The 17,539-nt window shown below is 59.8% G+C and carries 14 protein-coding genes; 1 reads left to right on the top strand and 13 read right to left on the bottom strand.

Annotated features, from left to right (window positions below; all coding sequences use genetic code 11):
- Nucleotides 1–54 precede the first annotated feature (54 nt).
- The 4 genes from WKI89_RS05780 to WKI89_RS05765 all read right to left on the bottom strand — a co-directional run bounded on the left by WKI89_RS05780 (nucleotide 55) and on the right by WKI89_RS05765 (nucleotide 5,704).
- Nucleotides 55–1,824, bottom strand: coding sequence for an ABC transporter substrate-binding protein (locus tag WKI89_RS05780; protein ID WP_337868225.1), 1,770 nt, complete (start codon nucleotides 1,822–1,824; stop codon nucleotides 55–57).
- Nucleotides 1,825–1,836: 12 nt separating this feature from the next.
- Nucleotides 1,837–2,919, bottom strand: a complete 1,083-nt coding sequence (locus tag WKI89_RS05775; RefSeq protein WP_337868224.1) for an ABC transporter permease — start codon at nucleotides 2,917–2,919, stop codon at nucleotides 1,837–1,839.
- Between the two features lie 4 nt (nucleotides 2,920–2,923).
- Complete coding sequence (locus tag WKI89_RS05770) at nucleotides 2,924–3,892, bottom strand: ABC transporter permease (RefSeq protein WP_337868223.1); 969 nt, start codon at nucleotides 3,890–3,892, stop codon at nucleotides 2,924–2,926.
- Nucleotides 3,893–3,967: 75 nt separating this feature from the next.
- Complete coding sequence (locus WKI89_RS05765; RefSeq protein WP_337868222.1) at nucleotides 3,968–5,704, bottom strand: ABC transporter substrate-binding protein; 1,737 nt, start codon at nucleotides 5,702–5,704, stop codon at nucleotides 3,968–3,970.
- A 99-nt stretch (nucleotides 5,705–5,803) separates the two neighbouring features.
- Here WKI89_RS05765 and WKI89_RS05760 point away from each other — a divergent pair, with 99 nt between their 5' ends.
- Entirely contained in the window at nucleotides 5,804–6,526 is a 723-nt protein-coding gene (locus tag WKI89_RS05760) for a GntR family transcriptional regulator (protein ID WP_337868221.1), read from the top strand.
- Between the two features lie 15 nt (nucleotides 6,527–6,541).
- On the opposite strand, the gene WKI89_RS05755 is transcribed toward WKI89_RS05760, so the two are convergent.
- The 9 genes from WKI89_RS05755 to WKI89_RS05715 all read right to left on the bottom strand — a co-directional run bounded on the left by WKI89_RS05755 (nucleotide 6,542) and on the right by WKI89_RS05715 (nucleotide 17,494).
- Nucleotides 6,542–7,387, bottom strand: coding sequence for an ABC transporter permease (locus WKI89_RS05755; protein ID WP_337868220.1), 846 nt, complete (start codon nucleotides 7,385–7,387; stop codon nucleotides 6,542–6,544).
- Nucleotides 7,384–8,337: an ABC transporter permease gene (locus WKI89_RS05750; protein ID WP_337868219.1), complete on the bottom strand. Its 954-nt coding sequence runs from the start codon at nucleotides 8,335–8,337 to the stop codon at nucleotides 7,384–7,386. The genes WKI89_RS05755 and WKI89_RS05750 overlap by 4 nt, the downstream gene beginning before the upstream one ends.
- A 298-nt stretch (nucleotides 8,338–8,635) precedes the next feature.
- Entirely contained in the window at nucleotides 8,636–10,144 is a 1,509-nt protein-coding gene (locus WKI89_RS05745; protein WP_337868218.1) for an ABC transporter substrate-binding protein, read from the bottom strand.
- A gap of 102 nt (nucleotides 10,145–10,246) precedes the next feature.
- Nucleotides 10,247–10,849 (bottom strand): 3'-5' exonuclease, encoded by a 603-nt coding sequence (locus tag WKI89_RS05740; protein WP_337868217.1) that lies wholly within the window; start codon nucleotides 10,847–10,849, stop codon nucleotides 10,247–10,249.
- A 10-nt stretch (nucleotides 10,850–10,859) separates the two neighbouring features.
- Entirely contained in the window at nucleotides 10,860–12,665 is a 1,806-nt protein-coding gene (locus WKI89_RS05735; RefSeq protein ID WP_337868216.1) for a putative nucleotidyltransferase substrate binding domain-containing protein, read from the bottom strand.
- 4 nt (nucleotides 12,666–12,669) lie between these two features.
- The gene (locus tag WKI89_RS05730; protein WP_337868215.1) at nucleotides 12,670–13,110 is read right to left on the bottom strand and encodes a hypothetical protein; all 441 of its coding nucleotides are present in this window, start codon (nucleotides 13,108–13,110) and stop codon (nucleotides 12,670–12,672) included.
- A gap of 66 nt (nucleotides 13,111–13,176) precedes the next feature.
- Nucleotides 13,177–14,904 carry a sodium:solute symporter family protein gene (locus WKI89_RS05725; RefSeq protein WP_337868214.1) on the bottom strand — a complete coding sequence of 576 codons (1,728 nt, stop codon included), beginning with the start codon at nucleotides 14,902–14,904 and terminating at the stop codon, nucleotides 13,177–13,179.
- Nucleotides 14,905–14,915: 11 nt separating this feature from the next.
- Nucleotides 14,916–15,170: a DUF4212 domain-containing protein gene (locus WKI89_RS05720; protein ID WP_337868213.1), complete on the bottom strand. Its 255-nt coding sequence runs from the start codon at nucleotides 15,168–15,170 to the stop codon at nucleotides 14,916–14,918.
- A gap of 440 nt (nucleotides 15,171–15,610) precedes the next feature.
- Complete coding sequence (locus tag WKI89_RS05715) at nucleotides 15,611–17,494, bottom strand: acetate--CoA ligase (RefSeq protein WP_337868212.1); 1,884 nt, start codon at nucleotides 17,492–17,494, stop codon at nucleotides 15,611–15,613.
- Nucleotides 17,495–17,539: the final 45 nt, after the last annotated feature.

Raw genomic sequence — 17,539 nt, 5'->3', positions numbered from 1 at the left:
GCACCTCGCAGGATGCACCCAAAGAGGTCTTTGGGCCAATAAGCATCGAGCCACTCAGGCTTTCTCAAACATGCTGAAGTTGGTGAAGATGATGCGGTTGTCGCGGGCGAAGAAATTGCCCAACCGGGCATGTCCGGCCGCCACCGCGGTGGGTTTGGCAATCATAATCACCGGCAGGTTTTGGGCGGAAAGCAGTTGCCAGCGGTCATAGAGGCGTTTGCGCTCGTTCTGGTCACCAAGCTGCTCGGCCTGGCGGAAGATCTCCCAGATGTTTTTCTCCCAGGGGAACATCTGGTCAAACTTGGGCTCCGTGCTCCCCCGGTCGGGCCAGACCGAGCGGTGCCAGTAGTTGAGCTGGCCACCGGGCTGCCAGATGTCCTTGCGCAACTGCGGGTCGGGCTGGTCGCCGTAGGCCATCAGGATGCTCTCGAAGTTGCCGCCGGTGGCGGTTGCCAGCAAGGTGCCCTGCTGGATGCCTTGCAGGTTGAGCTTGACCCCAATCTGGCGCAGGTCGTTTTGCAGGATGGCCGCAATGGCCGCAAAAGGGGCCGAGTCGGAGGCATAGGTGAAAGCGAACTCGAGGACCCTTCCGCTGGGCAGCCGCCGTTGCCCGTCGCTACCGCGCCGCAGCCCCAGCGAGTCCAGCAGGCCCGCCGCACGCTCGAGGCTAAACTCCCCCAGGTAGCTGCGGGTATCGTAGTACCAGAAGGTACCCGGTGCCACCCCATGCCCCGGCAAGACCGCCAGGCCGTTGTACACATCCTCGATGATGCGCTTGCGGTTGACGGCAAACTGCATGGCCTTGCGGAAGGTCAGGTTGCGGAAAAGCTCGCGCAGCTCGGGGTTGGGCACGTCGAAGTTGAAGCCCCAGTGGGGGGGTGAGGTGTAGATGGTACTGCCGCTCAGCACGCGGATTTTGGCCCCCCCGACCTCGAGGCGCTTGAGCTCGGGAAACTGGGCCCCGGTGATGGGCACCTGGTCGAGGTTGCCGGCCCGGAACTGGGCGATCTGCACGTTGGGATCGCGGATAATCAGGTACTCGAGGCGGTCGAAGTAGGGCAGTTGGTTGCCCTGGGGATCGCGCCGCCAGGAGTTGGGGTTGCGCACCAGGGTTACTTTTTGGTCGGGCACGTAACTCTGCAGGATAAAAGGCCCGGTGCCCACAATCTCCTTGGGGTCGGTGTTGGTGGCCCAGACCCGGCTAAAGCCGCCGGGGTCTTCCTTGGGCTTGAACTGGGCCAGCTTGTGCCGCGGCAGGATGGGCGAGAAGGTCAGGGCCTGTAGCACCGCCCCGTAGGGCTTGCTCGAGATCACCCGGAAGGTGAGGTCATCTACCTTCTCGAAGCGCAGTGGCACCCCAGCCACCGTGAGGGTGGCGGCCTGGTTGGCCCGCAGGTTGGTGTTGGAAGCCACCTCGGTAAAGGTGAAGAGCACGTCGTCGGCGGTAAAGGGGGTGCCGTCCGACCACTTGATGCCGCTGCGCAGCTTGACAGTGGTGGTGCGGGCGTCCTTGGAGATGCTCCAGGACTCGGCCAGCACGCCCACCAGCTCAAAGCTGATCTGGTCGAGCTGCATCAGGCGATCGAATACGTTGTTGAGCACGGTGTAGGCGAAGTTATCAATCACCGCAAAGTAGTTCCAGCTCTGCGGGGTCGAACCCAGGGGCAGGGTCAGGGTGCCTCCACGCCGGCCAATCTCCTGGAACAGGTTAGCCGGAACGTTGGCGGCCCCGCCCTGGGCCAGCCCGCGTGCCCAGAGGCCGGGGGCCAGAATGCCTGCGCCCAGCCCTAGCGCAGCTTGCTGTAAAAACCCTCTTCTATTCATGCGTACCTCCTCTCAATCCCTCGAGCGCACGTCCGCGGCGTCCCGCAGCGCATCGCCGAAAAAGTTGTAGGCCAGCACCGAGATAAATATCAGGATGCCGGGGGTCAGCAGCCAGGGGTAGAGGCTCAGCGACTGGAAGTTTTGTGCATCCTTCAAGAGCAGACCCCAACTGGCCATGGGTTCTTTGATGCCCAGCCCCAAAAACGACAGCGCCGACTCGCCGATGATGTAGCCGGGCAGGGCCAGGGTCGCGGTCACAATCAGGTAGCTGCTCAGGTTGGGCACGATGTGCCGCAGAATGATGCGCAGGTTGGAGGCCCCCTGGGCCACCGCGGCGGTCACATAGTCCACCTCACGCAGGGCCAGCACCTGCCCGCGCACCACCCGGGCCAGCCCCGCCCAGCCGATAAACGAGAGCACCGCGATAATGCCCAGGTACACATAGGTGCTGGGCCAACTGGCCGGAATCACCGTGGAAAGGGCCATCAGGATGGGCAGCCGGGGAATCGAGAGCAGCACCTCGGTGATGCGCTGGATGAGGGTATCCACCCAGCCACCAAAGTAGCCCGAGATGCCCCCCAACAAAATCCCAATTAAAAAGGAGATCAGCACCCCGATCACCCCCACCGTGAGCGAAACCTGCGACCCCACCAGGATGCGCGAGAAGAGGCAGCGGCCAAACTGGTCGGTGCCCAAAGGGAAAAAGTACCCCTCGCGCTCGGCCACCCCAAACAGGTGCCAGTTGGTTTTGAACCCCAAAAAGCGGTAGGGCTCGCCCTGGGCAATGAAGAAGCGGATGGGGGTGGGCTGGGAGCGCTCTTCCCTGTAGGTGCTGATAAAGGTAACCGGGTCGCGCTCGCGCTTGAGCTGGTACACGTAGGGCCGCACGGGCCGGCCATCGCGGAAGAAATACACCCGCTGGGGCGGCTGATAGATGGCATCGGGGTGCTGCACGGTGAGATTGTTGGGGGCCAGGAAGCCGGCCAGGAAGGCCACCAGGTACAGCACCAGCAGAACTATGCCGCTGATGATCCCCGGCTTGGAGCGCAAAAAGCGCCGCCAGGCCAGGTAGAGGGGGTTATTGCGCTTGTCCATGGGCCTACTCGTAACGGATGCGGGGGTCTACCCAGGCCAGCAACACGTCGGCCAGCAGGTTGCCCACCATCAGCAGTACCGCCGAAAGCATCAAGAGGGCCATCACCACGTACTGGTCTTTGTTCAAGAGGGAGTCGTACAGGAAGGGCCCAATGGTGGGCAGGCTCAGCACGATGGAGGCGATGATGGTGCTCGAAATCAGGGTGGGTAGCTGGAGTCCGGCCAGGCTAATGAGCGGGTTGATGGCGTTACGCACCGCGTGCTTCCAGAGCACCACCCGCTCGGCCAGCCCTTTAGCCCGGGCGGTGCGGATGTAGTCCTGCGAGAGCACGTCCAGCAGGTTGGCCCGCATCTGCCGCATGATGGTCGCGGTTCCGTCCAGACCAATCACAATCAGGGGAATCCAGAGGTGGGCCAGCATGTCTTGGAACCTGGCCCAGCTCCAGGGTGCATCAATGTACTGCGGGCTGAAAAGGCCCCCCACGGCAGTCCCACCGCTTTGCAAAACCAAGAAGATGAGCAGAAGGGCCACCAGGAAGTCTGGGGTGGCCAGCCCAAAATAGCCCACAAAGTTGAGTGCCGTGGACGAGGGGCCGTAGCGGTTAAGGGCGGTGTAGATGCCCAGGGGAATGGCGATTACCCAAGTAGCCAAAATGGTCAGGGCGGCCAGGAAAACCGTCCAGCCCATGCGCTCCCAGATCAGCTCCGAGACGGGGCGGCTATTGAGGAAGGAGTAGCCAAAATCTCCGCGGACGATGCCGCCCAGCCAGTGCAGGTACTGCACCCAGACCGGCTGGTCAAGCAGGTACTGCCGCCGGATGTTCTCTATGGTCTCGCGGCTGACGCGGGGGTCTTCCAGCAGGTTCTCCAGGAAGCCCCCTGGCTGGAGCTGGATGATGGCAAACACCAGCACCGAGATCAGCAGCAGGGTGGGGATGGCCACCAGAATGCGGCGCAGAAGATAGCTGCCCATTCTTTCCTCCAAGCAACGTGTGGAACTCCCTGCCGGTTTCCGGTTATGGCCACCCCCAGGGGAAGCTGCTGACCCTTACCGCTGGAACATCAGCGGCATGGGGTTGAAGCCGGGGATCACGCCCAGGCTGTAAATGTAGTTGCCGTAGCGGTTGGAAACCGCGCCGACCGCATACTCTTTGGCAATCATGATGACCTGGGCTTCACGGGCAGCGATGGCCTGCCAGCGGTCGTAGAGGGCTTTGCGCTGGGTGAAGTTGGTGGTGCTGGCCGCCCGCTCCCACAGGTCGTAAATCTCACGCTCCCAGGGCAGGAAATTGTTGAACTGGGGCTGGCCGGTGGGGGTGGTGGGCTGGGTGGCCTGGTGCCAGTAGTACAGGGCTCCGCCCGGCTTCCAGATGGGGGTGCGCAGCTCGGGGTCGGGCTGGTCGCCCAGCGCCAGCAGGATGGCCTCCCAATCGGCGCCCCGGCCTGTACCCAGCAGGTTGGCGGCCAGGATGCCTTGCAGGTTGACCTTGACCCCTACCCGCTGGAAGTCGCTTTGCAGAATGGTGGCGATGGCGGTAAAGACCGCGGAGTTGGAGCCATAGGTGAGGGTGAACTCGAGCGGCCTTCCACTGGGCAAGCGCCGGATACCGTCTGGGCCCCGTCGTAGCCCCAGTCGATCCAAAGCGGCGTTGGCCGCAGCCAGGTCAAAGCGCCCTTGTAGGCGGGCCACCTCCGGGTAGTACCATTCCGAGAGCGGCGCCACCCCGTAGCTGGCCCGTTCGGCCAGACCGTTGTATACGTCCTCGATGATGCGCTCGCGGTTAACAGCGAACTGTAGCGCACGGCGGAAGTCGCTGTTTTTGAAAAGGTTCGCCAGCTCGGCGTTCTTGGCGTTGTAGTTGAAGCCGATGTGCGGCGGCGAGCCGAACAGCGCGCGGAACTGCACCACCCGGAACGGGGCCCCCTGGGTTTCGCGGCGCTTAAGGTCGGGGAACTCGGCCCCGGTAATGTTGAGCTGACCAATGTTACCTGCTAAAAACTGGGCCACCCGGGCCTGGGAGTCGGTGATGATCAGGTATTGCAACTGCTCGAGGTAAGGCAGGGGGTTGCCAGCGGCATCGCGCTTCCAGTAGTTGGGGTTCTTGACCAGGGTAATCTGCTGCCCGGCGGTGTAGCTGCGCAGGCGGAAGGGGCCGGTGCCCACCACTTCCTCGGGGTTGACGTTGGTGGGCCAGGCCGTGTTGATTTCGGCGCGGGGCTTGCCCCCTTCCTGGCTAAAGGGCAGCAGTTTGTGCTTGGGCATGATGGGCAGACGCATGTAGTGAATAAAAGCAGGTGCCGGTTTGGGCAGGGTAAAGCGCACCCGGAAATCACCCAGCTTTTCAATTTTCACGCCCTCAAAGTTGGCCGCGTCGCCGCCGCGGGCCTCGGGGTTGGCCACAATCTGGGTGTAGGTAAAAACCACATCGTCGGCGGTGAAGGGGCGGCCATCGTGCCAGCGCACATCCCGGCGCAGGTCGAAAGTGTAGACCCGGCTATCGGTGATCGTCCAGCGCGTGGCCAGGGCCGGTTCGATCTGATAGTTGGCCAGGTTGTACTCGATCAGGCCGTCGAACATCTGGTTGGCCAGGTTCTGGATGGCGGAATCAATGGCGCCGTAGTAGAAAAAGGTCTGCGGGGCGCTGGCCAGCGACAGGGTCAGGCTACCCCCAGCTTTGCCCGTTGTAACACCCAGGTTGGCGTAGGCCGGCATGGTTTTGGGTTGTGCCAAAGCGATGCCTGCCGTCAATAGACCGGCGGCTAAGAGCCACAAGTGCCTTTTCATGAACTCCTCCGTTACTTTCCCTGAACCTAAGTTCTCGAGGTTCTGCGGAAGTATACGGCAAGCAGGATTGGTATTCAAGTGGTATAATCTCAGTAAGCTATGCAAGCCAAACTTAATACCCATTCCGCCACCCCCCTGTACCTTCAGCTCGAGGCTGTTTTGCGTGAGGCGCTGGCGTCCGATACCTGGAGGGCCGGTGAGGCCCTGCCCCCAGAACGTGCACTGGCAGAGCAGTTTGGGGTCTCGAGGCTCACGCTCCGCAAGGCCCTCGAGCGCCTCGAAGCCCAGGGCCTGGTGCAGCGCCGCCAGGGGTCGGGCACCTATGTGGCCCCCCGCCTCGAGCAGCCCCTCTCGACCCTCACGGGTTTTAGCGAGGATATGCGGGCCCGCGGCCTCGAGCCCACGGCCCGCTGGCTCAAACGGGGATTGTTTGTGGCCTCCCCCGAAGAGGTGCTGGCTTTATCGCTTTCGCCCGGGGAGAAAGTGGCCCGGCTCGAGCGCGTTCGAAGCGCCCAGGGCGAACCCATGGCCGTGGAACGGGCCGCTTTGCCTGCGCACCTGCTGCCCAATCCGGAAGAAGTCAAGGAGTCACTTTACACCTACCTAGAAAATAAAGGTCTGCGGCCCGTCAGAGCCCTTCAGCGCTTGCGTTCGGTGGCTGCCAGCCGCCAAGAAGCAGAACTCCTGGGCATCCGTACCGATGCGCCCGTGCTCTACATCGAACGCCTGAGCTTCCTGGCCGACGGCAGCGTACTGGAGTTCACCCGCAGCCACTACCGCGGTGACCGCTACGATTTTGTAGCGGAGTTGCGTAGCAAGTAACAGTGATGGATACCATCAATGGCCACGCAGCCGAGGGTCTAACGTGTCGCGCAGTGTATCGCCGAGCAGGTTGAATCCGAGCGATGCCACCAGAATAGCCAGGCCCGAAAACACCGACGTCCAGGGCGAAATCGTCAGATAGGCCCTGCCTTCGGAAAGCATCTGACCCAGCGAGGGATTGGGGGGTTGGGTTCCCAGCCCCAGAAAAGCCAACGAAGACTCCACCAAAATGGCTGTGGAGAGTGCCAGGGTGGTTTGCACCAGGATTACCGAGGCCAGGTTGGGCAGAATGTGGCGCCAGATGATGCGCCGGTTGCCAGCGCCAATCGCAACAGCGGCCTGCACGTAGTCGGTGTTGCGAACCACCAGCGCAGGGCCACGGGTCAGGCGGGCAAAGGTGGGGATGTAGACGATACCAATGGCCAGGGCGGCATTCCACTGGCTCGGCCCCAGCATGGCGATGATGCCGATGGCCAGCAGGATGATGGGGAAAGCCAGCAACACATCCATCAAGCGCATGACCACCCGGTCATACCAACCACCCACATACGCCGCCGAAACACCAAAAAGGGTGCCCAGAAACACCGCGATGAATACCGAGCTGAAGGCTACCATGAGGGAGTTGCGAAAACCGAACAGGATGCGAGACAGGAGGTCGCGCCCGAACTGGTCGGTGCCTAGCCAGTGGGTGCTGGTAGGCCCGGAGAGTCGGGCCAGGATATTTTGCTCGACCGGGCTGTAAGGAGCCAGGAGCGGGGCCAGCAAGGCACTCAGCAAAACCAACAAGGTCAGTAGCAGTCCCAACAAGCCCAGTGGATTGCGTAAAAGAGGCCAGAGGGTTCTTTGCCAGGCAAGGGTCATGCGTATTCCACCCTCGGGTCGAGTTTGGCGTAGATCAGGTCTACCAGCAGGTTGATTAGCACGAAAGCCATGGTGACGAGCAGGATGGCTCCTTGGATTAGGGGGTAATTGCGCTCGTTGATGGCACCCAGAATCAGACGACCCATCCCTGGGATGGCAAATACCTGCTCGACCACAATAGCCCCACCGAACAAGTAGCCCACCTGGATGCCAATAACGGTAACTAGGGGAATCATGGCATTGCGAAGGGCATGTTTGTAGAGCACCACCCGCTCTGAGAGGCCTTTGGAACGGGCGGTGCGGATGTAATCCTGGTTTAGCACGTCCAGCAGCGAGGAGCGCAGTACCCGGCTCAGCCCTGCCAGCATGGGCAGGGAAAGCGTGACGACGGGCAGGATGAGCCTCGAGAGATGGCCCCAGGGGTCCTGGTTGAAAGGCACGTAGCCCAGGCTTTGCCAGCCTGGGGCCAGCTTGAACACCAGAAAGATCAGCAAAGTGCCGAGCCAGAACGAGGGTAACGTGACCCCCGTAATCGAGAAGAATCGGATGATGTATTCCGCGCTCGAGTTCCGCCAGTAGGCCGTCAAAACCCCTACGGGAATGGCCAATCCAATGGCGATGATGAGCGAGAGAATGGTCAACTCGAGGGTGATGGGCAGACGCTGTAAGATCTCTTCGCTGGTAGGTTTACCCGTCCAGATGCTTTGCCCCAGATCCCCGCGCAAAGCTGCACTCAGCCAGTCCCAGTACTGTACGACGATGGGCTTGTTCAATCCCAGTTTTTCCCGCAGGGCTGCAAGCCCTTCGGGGGTGATCTCGGTGTTGGCCCCCAGCATGATCTGAACCGCATCGCCGGGGATGAGCCGGATCATCAGGAATACCACCACCGAGACCCCAAACAACACAAACAGGAGGTCTAGGGAGCGTTTAGCAAGGAAGGAAAGCATCATGGGTTGAAATTTGAATCCAGATTACCCTTTTTATCTGCCCGGGGCTTTCCAGATAATCTGGCCCGAAAGCCTGGTCTAACCTTTGGTAACCGTAGAACCTGCGGTTATTCAAAACCGTGTGCGAGATGGAACTTCGTGCAAAGAGCACTTGTCATTCCGAGGTGTATGGGATGCGGTCAGGACCATCGCCTGTGCCCGTGCAGTATGAGATACCTCCTTGGTCTGAACGACAGGCATCAAGTGATTGGAGTCCAAAGGTTCACGCATGGGCTTCTGAGGTGCAAGCTCTGAGTAACCCTCACCGGGCCAGCCAGGTGTCCCGCAGGTAGATGAGGGAACGGGTGGGAATGGGCTTGAATCCCTGCACATTTTCGCGGGCTGCCGAGAACAGGGTGCCGTATACCAGGTGGGCAATGGGGCCTTGGCAGGCCAGCTCGACCTGCAAACGGGCATAGATGGGGCGGCGGGCTTCTTCACTTACAGTCGTGCGGCCCTGGTTGAGCAGGCGGTCTACGGTGGCGTTGGAATACTTGAAGACGTTGGTCGAACCGCCGGTGGAGAAGGTACGGAACAGGTAGCCGTCGGGGTCGGCGTTGCCCCCGTTGATGGAAGCAAAGGTATCGAAGTTGGAGTTGCGCCATTCCTGAATAAACTTGCCCTGCTCGAGCACCTCCACTTTGGCGCGGAAGCCGGCCTGGGCAAGTTGTTGCTGCACTACCTGGGCGGCATCTACCACAGTTTTGTTGGAGCCGATGACAATCATGCTGAATTCCACACCGTTGGGATAGCCTGCTTGGGCCAGCAGTTCTTTGGCCCGGCTGGGGTTGGTGTTGTAGCAAGGGAAGGCGCTTTGCGGCGAGGCCCAAGAGCGCAGTCCCAGTGGCCCGGCGGGAACCCCATTGCCAAAATAGACCGCCTGGACGATCTGCTGGCGGTTGATGGCATAGTTGAGGGCCTCGCGCACCTTGGGGTTGTCGAAAGGTTTGCGTGAAGCATTCATGCCAATCAGGCTGTAGGCCAGGTCTTGAGTGGTGATGAGTTTTACATTGGGGGTGGTGCGTAGCGTGACGGCCAATGAGGGATCAATGTTGGGTAGAAACTGGTAGGTACCGCTGGCCAGACCAACCTGACGGGTGGCGGCGTCGGGGACGATGTTATAGCGCAGTGCATCCAGGTAGGGCCGCCCTTGCCGCCAGTAGCGGGGATGACGCTCGAGCAAAATGTAAGTATCGGGCACCCATTCCTTGAAGGCAAAAGGCCCCGTGCCCATCGGCTTACGCTGCATGTCGTTGCCGGCTTTTACATAATCCTCCGACATCACCGCAATGTTCGCCAGCTCGATGAGCATGGGAGCAAACGGTTGGGAAAGCTCCACGACGAGTTGGGTGGGGGAGGTGGCCCGCACATCCTTGATCAGGTTGATGCGGCTGGCGATGGGTGAGCCGGTTTTTGGGTCGCGAACGCGGTTGATGGAGAAAGCGATATCCGCCGCTGTCAGTGGCTTACCATCGTGGAAGGTGACCCCCGAGCGAATCTTGAAGGTGTAGGTAAGACCATCCTGGCTTACTGTCCAAGACTCGGCTAAGGCTGGACGTGGGCGCAAGCGTTCGTCAATCTCGGTGAGCCCCTCATAGATTTGACCCGTAACGATAAACGAAGCAAAGGCGGTTGCCACATGGGGATCGAGCCCCGAGGGCGAGGCGTCCGCGCCTATTTGTAGCGTGCCTCCTCGTACCGGGGTTTGGGCAAAAGACCATCCCATTGCCAATAGCAATGCGGTCAGTAAAACAACCAAGCGACCTGTCATAGCGCCTCCTTATGAGCTTTCGACTGCTCGAAAGTATTCTATGCGGCAAGACTTTGGTATTCAAGTGGTACAGGTGTCCTGCCGAGGCGGTTCTTCCAGTTTTCAGACAAGTTGCCGAAGGGTGCGTGCACTAAGTTTGTTGCGAAGAACCAGAAAGAGTTCGGCTGTCGCCAGCGCGTCCCAAAGGGCGTGGTGCTCGAGGTGGCCGGGCAGCCCAAAAATAGCCCTGGCGGCTCCCAGTGCGCCGGGGTAGGGTTGGCTGTAGGGCTCGAGCCGCCTTCTTCGCTCGTTCAGCCGGGCCAGCAGCACCGCCGTGTCTGCGACCAGGGGCTTTGTCCAGGGCCGGCCCAGGGCCTTGCAGCTTTGCCCAAGAAACCCCAAATCAATCGAACTAAAGTGCAACACCAGCACATCCCGGCCTATTCGCTGCTGCACTTCGTCGAGCACCTGTGCCAGGGGTGGCGCCGTCTCTAGTTCGCCGGGCAGGATATGGTGAGCCTTGATGCCCTCGACCGAGAGGGTCTCGGGCCGGGCCGGGCGCACCAGGCTGTAGTAGTGCGCGCCAAACTCGATCACCCCGCTGCGGATGGGCACCATCCCCACCGACAGAATCTGATCGGATGGCTCCAGGCCGCTGGTTTCCAGATCCAAAGCCCAGTAGTTGACCTCGTTCCAGGCAGGGCTTTTGCGAAAAGGCCACAGCATGAGCGGTATGCTAACCCAAGCGGTCGGTGTGGAAGCGCTGGCTCATGGCTTCCTGCATTTCGCGGATTTGCAGGAAGGCCTCCTTGAGATGGCGGCGCTCGAGCGAAGACAGATAATCCAGTTGAATCTTGTTGCTAGGGGGAAGTCCCTGCCGCATGCTGGCGAGTTGCTGACGTAGCCGGAGGCGCATCAGAAAACCGAAGGCTTCGATCAGGGTCTCGGCCCCCTCCTGGCTTAGCTTGTTCTCGCGGGCAGCAGCCCGCAAGCGCTCGACCGTGCCCTTGGTCAGGCTGCCGGCTTCCAGGGCATGCACGCGGGCCAGGCTTACGATGGGGGCAATGCCCCCCTTTTTGATATCCACCCCGCCGTCTTCCTCCCGAATTTTCCGGAAAAACCCGATGGGAGGCCGAAACTGCACCGAAGCCTTGGCCAGGTGCGCCAGAAAGATGGCGTGCTCGCCACTGGAAGCCACAATTTTTTCCAGCGGTTCCAGTGAAAGCGCACCATAGACCTTGCGAAAATCGAAGAAAATCTGGGCCTCGAGCAGCTCCTGGGGGGTGGGGGTCTCGATCCAGTGCTGGAAGAGCTTTTGCCACTCTGCAAGGGGTTTGTGCCAATGGGTGGCCATGTAGCCGCCGGGACAGGGTGGGAAGCCTGCCTCAATAAGGCCCCCTACCACATACTCTGCCAGTTCGGCGAAATACCGCTGGGCATCGGGGGAGGCTTCGGAGTAGACCAGGGCGTTGTCCTGGTCGGTGAGCAAGGCCTGCTCCATGCGCCCTTCGGAGCCAAAGACCATCCAGGCATAGGGTGTGGGGGCTGGGCCCAGGCGCTCTTCGGCCTGGCGCAGCAGAATGCGAATGAGCTGGTCGTTGAGGGAGCTGACGCTGCGGCCAATCTCGCTGGCCCCCAGGCCCCCCGCCAGTAGGGACTCGGCGATGCCGCTCAGCTCTTTGGCATAGCCTTTCAGGTCATCCAGGCTGCGGGTGCGCTCGAGCCGCCGCAACAGGTGCAGGGGGCTGCGGGTCTGCTGGCGCATGAAGACCGTGTCGGTTACCACCCCCACAATCTGGCCGTCTTGCTCCAGAGGCAGGTGGTGAATGCCCTGTTCCACCATAAAGGCCAGGGCCTCGAACAGGGGTGTACTGGCGGGCAGGGTTTTGGCCGGGGCGCTCATCACTTCCACCAAAGGGGTTTCGGGGCCTTTCCCCTCGGTCAGCACCCGGTTGCGCAGGTCGCGGTCGGTCAGGATGCCCAGCGGGCTGCCTTCGACCAATACCGAACTGATCTGGTACTTTCGCATGACCTGCGCCGCTTCCTGCACCGTGGCGTCGCGGGCCACAAAGACCGGGGGCCGCGTCACCAGCTCACCTACCGCCAGGCTCAGGTCAATGTTGACAATTCTGGGCTCCTGGCTTGGCGCTACCAGACGCAGGCGCTCGGCCAAGCCTTTGGTAAAAAACACGGCGAACGGCGGATGTTCCAAAAGCCTACGAAAAACCGTTTCAGGCCAGCGATAAACCAGCAGGTCGTCCTCGGCCACGACGTCGAAGGCGGGCGCATCCTGCGAGATAAGGGAGGGATAACCGAAGATATCCCCCTCTTCCAGGTGGATTACCACCTGACCGTCGCGCTCGAGGCGGGCCGTGCCTTTGCGAATCATGTAGAGGTGCTGGCTTTTGGGGCCGTTGCGCTCCAGAACCTTGCTGTCCTTTGGGAAAAATGTAATTTCCAAACCCCGCTCTACCTGGCCTAGGGTCTCGCTGGGTAGCAGGTTAAACGGGGCGTGCGCGCAAATGAACTCGAGCGGGTTCACGGTTCTATTTTGCTGACTTTGCCAGGGAGTTTTGCCCCTCTTCCGGTAGCCGGACAATCAGGCCCGAACTGAGCCATGCCGATAACGGCAGGATGATGCTCAAGGCCTGGTTGGCCCCGGAAAAAACCTGTAAGGCGTAACCAAACAGCAGGGCGGGGAGCAACATGAAAAAGATGCGGAAAATGCGCTCGAGGCCAGGTTTGGGCGGTAGGGGCCAGAAGCGCGAAAACACCAACCCCAGCAACCCCCCAAGCATTACCGCTGTGGCAATTCGTAAAAGGTCGAGCGGGGTTGGGAAGGGCCAGCCGGTCAGGTAGTGCCCGACCACATAAAACAAAAATAAAAAGGCCGATATTCCGACCAGCAACCGCAGTAAACGCAGCGTTAAATCGGCGGGTATATAGACGTTGCCCTTTCTGGGTTCAAGCTTTTTGTTTTTGCTCATGACCGCAAGCTGAGCTTATCACAACAAAAAAGAACGGGGGTGGGGCATTCCCACCCCCAACTGGCTTTAGTGATAATGGGCCTCTTTGGCACCGCGCGGAATCCGCACCGATTCCACCAGATCCTGTACCTCTTTGGGAGGCTCGGGGGTCATGCGCGAGACAAAGTAGGTGATTACAAAGTTGAGCAGCATACCTATTGTGCCGATACCTTCGGGGCTCACGCCTAGGAACCAGCGGGGCATACCAAAGTAACTGGTGCCGATGATGTAGGATGCTGTAAAAACCAGCCCCACAACCATCCCGGCGATGGCCCCCTCGCGGGTGGTGCGCTTATCGAAGATGCCCAGCAGGATGGCCGGAAAGAAGCTGCTGGCCGCCAGCCCGAAGGCAAACGCCACCAACTGCGCGATAAAGCCCGGTGGGTTTTGCCCGAAATACCCGGCAATCAGCACGGCCAGCAAGATACCTACACGGGCCACCAGCAGACGCTGCCCCTCGGAGGCCCTTGGGTTGATGATGCGGTAGTACAGGTCGTGTGAGAGCGCCGAGGAGATCACAATCAGCAGTCCCGATGCCGTGGAAAGCGCCGCGGCCAGACCACCTGCTGCCACCAGGGCGATGATCAGCGGGGCCAGCTTGGCCACCTCGGGCGTGGAGAGCACGATGATGTCGTTGTTGATGAACACCTCATTGGCGCTGGTGGTGTCGGGGTTGTTTACGTCGGGACGGGTGGTACCGGGTACAAACTTGAAGGCATTGCCCTTGGCGATGGTAATGGTGCCGTTGTTATCCTTGTCGACAAAGCGCAACAACCCGGTTTTTTCCCACTTGGCTACCCAGTCAATTTGCCGCACTTCCTCGAAGCTTTTACCGTTCAAGGTGTTAATCAAGTTGTAACGGGCAAACACCGAGATGGCCGGAGCGGTGGTGTAGAGCAGGGCGATGAAGAGCAGGGCCCAGCCGGCGGAGGCACGTGCGTCCTTGACCGTGGGTACGGTGTAGAAGCGAATGATGACGTGGGGCAACCCAGCCGTACCAAACATCAAACATGCGGTGATCAGCAAAATGTTCAGCATGTCGAAGCGCTGGAACGGTTGGGTGTACTGGGTAAAGCCCAGATCTACCTGTAGCTGGTTGAGCCGGGTGGTGATGTCGCTAAAGGTCAGGGCCAGTTGCGGGATGGGATTGCCGGTGAGGATGCTAGCGATGGCCACGCCGGGAATCAGGTAGGCGATAATCAGCACCGTGTACTGGGCCACCTGTGTCCAGGTGATGCCTTTCATACCGCCCAGCACGGCAAACAGTGCGGTAACGACCACCCCAATCCACAATCCGGTGGTGCTCGGCACTCCCAGATAGCGAGCGAAAACCGTGCCTACCCCCACGAGTTGCGGGATCACGTAGGTGAACGAGACAAACACCGCAGCCACCACCGCCACAACGCGTGCGGTTTGTGAGTAGTAGCGGTCACCTACGAAATCCGGCACCGTAAACTTGCCAAACTTACGCAAATAGGGGGCCAACAGTAGCGCCAGCAAGACATAACCGCCGGTCCAGCCCATCAGGTAGATGGTGCCGTCGTAGCCCAGGGTAGAGATCAGGCCCGCCATCGAGATAAAGCTGGCCGCGCTCATCCAGTCGGCAGCAGTGGCCATACCGTTGGCAATGGGGGGAACCCCACGTCCGGCCACATAAAAGCCCTCGGTTTCACGCACACGGGCCCAGATGCCGATACCCACGTACAAGCCGAAGGTCAGGAGCACAACAATCCAGGTCCAAAGTTCTACACTCACTGATAACCCCCTTATTCGTGTACGTCGAACTGCTGGTCAATCTTGTTCATCTGGGAAACATAGATGAAGATCAAGATGACGAAGATGATGATGGAGCCTTGCTGAGCAAACCAGAAGCCCAGTGGAACCGCTCCGAGCTTTATGTTGTTCAGCGGCTGAACCAACAAAATGCCAAAGCCGTATGAAACCACTGCCCAGACGATGAGCAGGTTACGGATCAGGCTGATGTTGGCCTTCCAGTACGCCTCGGCCTTCGCTTTGTCCATGCCTAACCTCCCTATAACACAAGTCGTGCCACCATCGTAGTTTGGGGTGGTCATTATCGTGCGTTTCAGACTTGCGCCATGAATCTAACATCGAGATTGTGTCCTGGCAAGTTATTTGCAGTTTTTGTATATCTGCGAAAATCAGCGCATTTATTTGTATTATGAGAACGAGGGATTCTAGTGGTTTGGTAAGTTAGGGATTGATATACAGTGAAGTTCCCAAAATGAAGCGCTCATAGCAACTCCCAGATATTAAGGGAGCCAAACCCATCGCAGGTATTAAGTTACCGGAGCACTAGAACGGCAGCCATGAACAAGCGGTCATGTTTGATCCCGAGAATACTGTTCTGGGCAGGTCAAACAATTCTGCCGTAAAGTCTTGCTAATGCAAAAAACCTGAAAATGACAGGTCCTTCTCCTCGAGGATATACTGGTACAAATTATTCCTCTAGCGTACTCAAATCGCCAGGGTCGCGCCCCATCTCCTGGGCCTTGAGCAGGCGGCGCAGAATTTTCCCGCTGCGGGTTTTAGGGAGTTTGTCGAGATAGACCAACTCGCCGGGGGTGGCGATGGGGCCCAGCTCGAGGCGCACGTGCTGAATGATCTCGGTTTTGAGGGCTTCGGTCTTTTCGCGCCCAATACGCAGAACCACAAAAGCTTTGATATTTTCGCCTTTGATGGGGTCGGGTACACCAATTACTGCAGCTTCTGCAACCGCAGGATGCGACACCAGGGCACTCTCTACATCAGCAGTTCCAATGCGGTGGCCGGCCACATTCAGCACATCATCGGCCCGGCCCAGCACCGTGTAGTAACCCTCGGCAGTTTTGCTGGCAACATCTCCGGCAGCGTATAGGTTGCCGGGGATTTCTGTCCAGTATTGGGTATAGCGGGCATGGTTGCCCCAGACCGTGCGCATCATATGTGGAAAAGGACGCTTGAGGGCTAACAAGCCACCCATTCCGGGCAAAACCTCATTGCCATCGGCATCCACTACGGCTGCTTCTACGCCCGGGAGGGGAACCCCTACAAAACCGGGTTTGCCTTCTAGTGCCAAGGGCGTGCCAAGGGTTGGGCCAGCCAGCTCGGTCTGCCACCAGTTGTCGGCTACAAAGCCACGCCGTCCCCCGTCCATCAAGTGCTCGACTGCCCACTGCCAGGCCTCGGGGTTAAGGGGTTCTCCTGCCACACCGATAAACCGAAGCGAGGAGAGGTCGTGCCGGTTGGACCACTCAGGCCCAAACTTCATGAACATGCGGACGGCGGTAGGGGCGGTGAACATCACGTTGACCCGGTAACGCTCGACTGCCTGCCAGATGGCCGCTGGGTTGGGAAAATCGGGTGCACCCTCCCGCAGTACGCTGGTGAGGCCCTCGAGCAAAGGGGCATACACGATGTAGCTGTGTCCCACAATCCAACCGATGTCCGAGGTGGCCCAGAAGATATCGGTATCCTTCACATCGAAAAACGCCCGCAGATGGTAGGCCGTGCCCACCATGTAGCCCCCGTGCACGTGTACCACGCCCTTGGGTTTGCCGGTAGAGCCGGAGGTGTAGAGGATGAACAGCGGGTGCTCGCTCTCGAGTGGGACGGCCTCGGCTTGGGGTGGGTGCGACCAAACCAACTGGTTGAAATCGTGGAAGTGGGGTCCTTCCGGAACGGCTTTGCTGCGGCAGAACCAGATTGTGCGCACATCCAGGTCTTCGATGGCCTGGAGCACGATGGACTCGAGGTCTACCGGTTTGCCCCGGCGATAACTCACGTCCCCCGCAATCACCAGCCTGGCCCCGGCGTCCACGATGCGCTCCCGCAGCGCCGGAACCCCCAGCCCGGCGTACACCACCGAGTGTATGGCGCCAATGCGGGCACAGGCCAGCATAGCAATCACCCCTTCCAAAGTCAGGGGCATGTAGACGATGACCCGATCCCCTTTCTCTACCCCCAGGCTCCTGAGCCCGGTAGCGAAGCGGGCCACCCGTTCCAGAAGTTCGCCGTAGGTGAGCTTTTGTTCGCTGCCGTCCTCGGCTAGGAACATCAGGGCCACCTGGTTGCGCTTGGGGCCTTTGGCATGGCGATCGAGGGCGTTGTAGGTGATGTTGGTGGTGCCTCCCAGGAACCACTGGTGGTCGGGAAAGTTCCACTGAAGCACTTTATCGAAAGACTTGAACCAGTGAAATTTCTGGGCCTGTTCACCCCAAAACCCCTCAGGGTCTTGCAGGCTACGGGTGTACTCGGCTATGAAATCAGGGATATTTGCGTTTTGTTTTTGTGTGGCGGGGGCTTGATATCTAACCTTGGATTTTAGCAGTTGCTCGAGTTCCATCTGGGCCTCCACTGGGTTTATCTTTTCAGAGGTGACGCGGGACAA

The organism is Meiothermus sp. (assembly GCF_037443965.1).
Lineage (GTDB): Bacteria > Deinococcota > Deinococci > Deinococcales > Thermaceae > Meiothermus.
This window is presented reverse-complemented; position numbering and strand designations above follow the sequence as displayed.

What these genes read in the sequence shown, in the direction of transcription:
- WKI89_RS05780 (WP_337868225.1), bottom strand. Translation starts at nt 1,824, where the DNA reads ATGAATAGAAGAGGGTTTTTACAGCAAGCTGCGCTAGGGCTGGGCGCA.
- WKI89_RS05775 (WP_337868224.1), bottom strand. Translation starts at nt 2,919, where the DNA reads ATGGACAAGCGCAATAACCCCCTCTACCTGGCCTGGCGGCGCTTTTTG.
- WKI89_RS05770 (WP_337868223.1), bottom strand. Translation starts at nt 3,892, where the DNA reads ATGGGCAGCTATCTTCTGCGCCGCATTCTGGTGGCCATCCCCACCCTG.
- WKI89_RS05765 (WP_337868222.1), bottom strand. Translation starts at nt 5,704, where the DNA reads ATGAAAAGGCACTTGTGGCTCTTAGCCGCCGGTCTATTGACGGCAGGC.
- WKI89_RS05760 (WP_337868221.1), top strand. Translation starts at nt 5,804, where the DNA reads ATGCAAGCCAAACTTAATACCCATTCCGCCACCCCCCTGTACCTTCAG.
- WKI89_RS05755 (WP_337868220.1), bottom strand. Translation starts at nt 7,387, where the DNA reads ATGACCCTTGCCTGGCAAAGAACCCTCTGGCCTCTTTTACGCAATCCA.
- WKI89_RS05750 (WP_337868219.1), bottom strand. Translation starts at nt 8,337, where the DNA reads ATGATGCTTTCCTTCCTTGCTAAACGCTCCCTAGACCTCCTGTTTGTG.
- WKI89_RS05745 (WP_337868218.1), bottom strand. Translation starts at nt 10,144, where the DNA reads ATGACAGGTCGCTTGGTTGTTTTACTGACCGCATTGCTATTGGCAATG.
- WKI89_RS05740 (WP_337868217.1), bottom strand. Translation starts at nt 10,849, where the DNA reads ATGCTGTGGCCTTTTCGCAAAAGCCCTGCCTGGAACGAGGTCAACTAC.
- WKI89_RS05730 (WP_337868215.1), bottom strand. Translation starts at nt 13,110, where the DNA reads ATGAGCAAAAACAAAAAGCTTGAACCCAGAAAGGGCAACGTCTATATA.
- WKI89_RS05720 (WP_337868213.1), bottom strand. Translation starts at nt 15,170, where the DNA reads ATGGACAAAGCGAAGGCCGAGGCGTACTGGAAGGCCAACATCAGCCTG.
- WKI89_RS05715 (WP_337868212.1), bottom strand. Translation starts at nt 17,494, where the DNA reads ATGGAACTCGAGCAACTGCTAAAATCCAAGGTTAGATATCAAGCCCCC.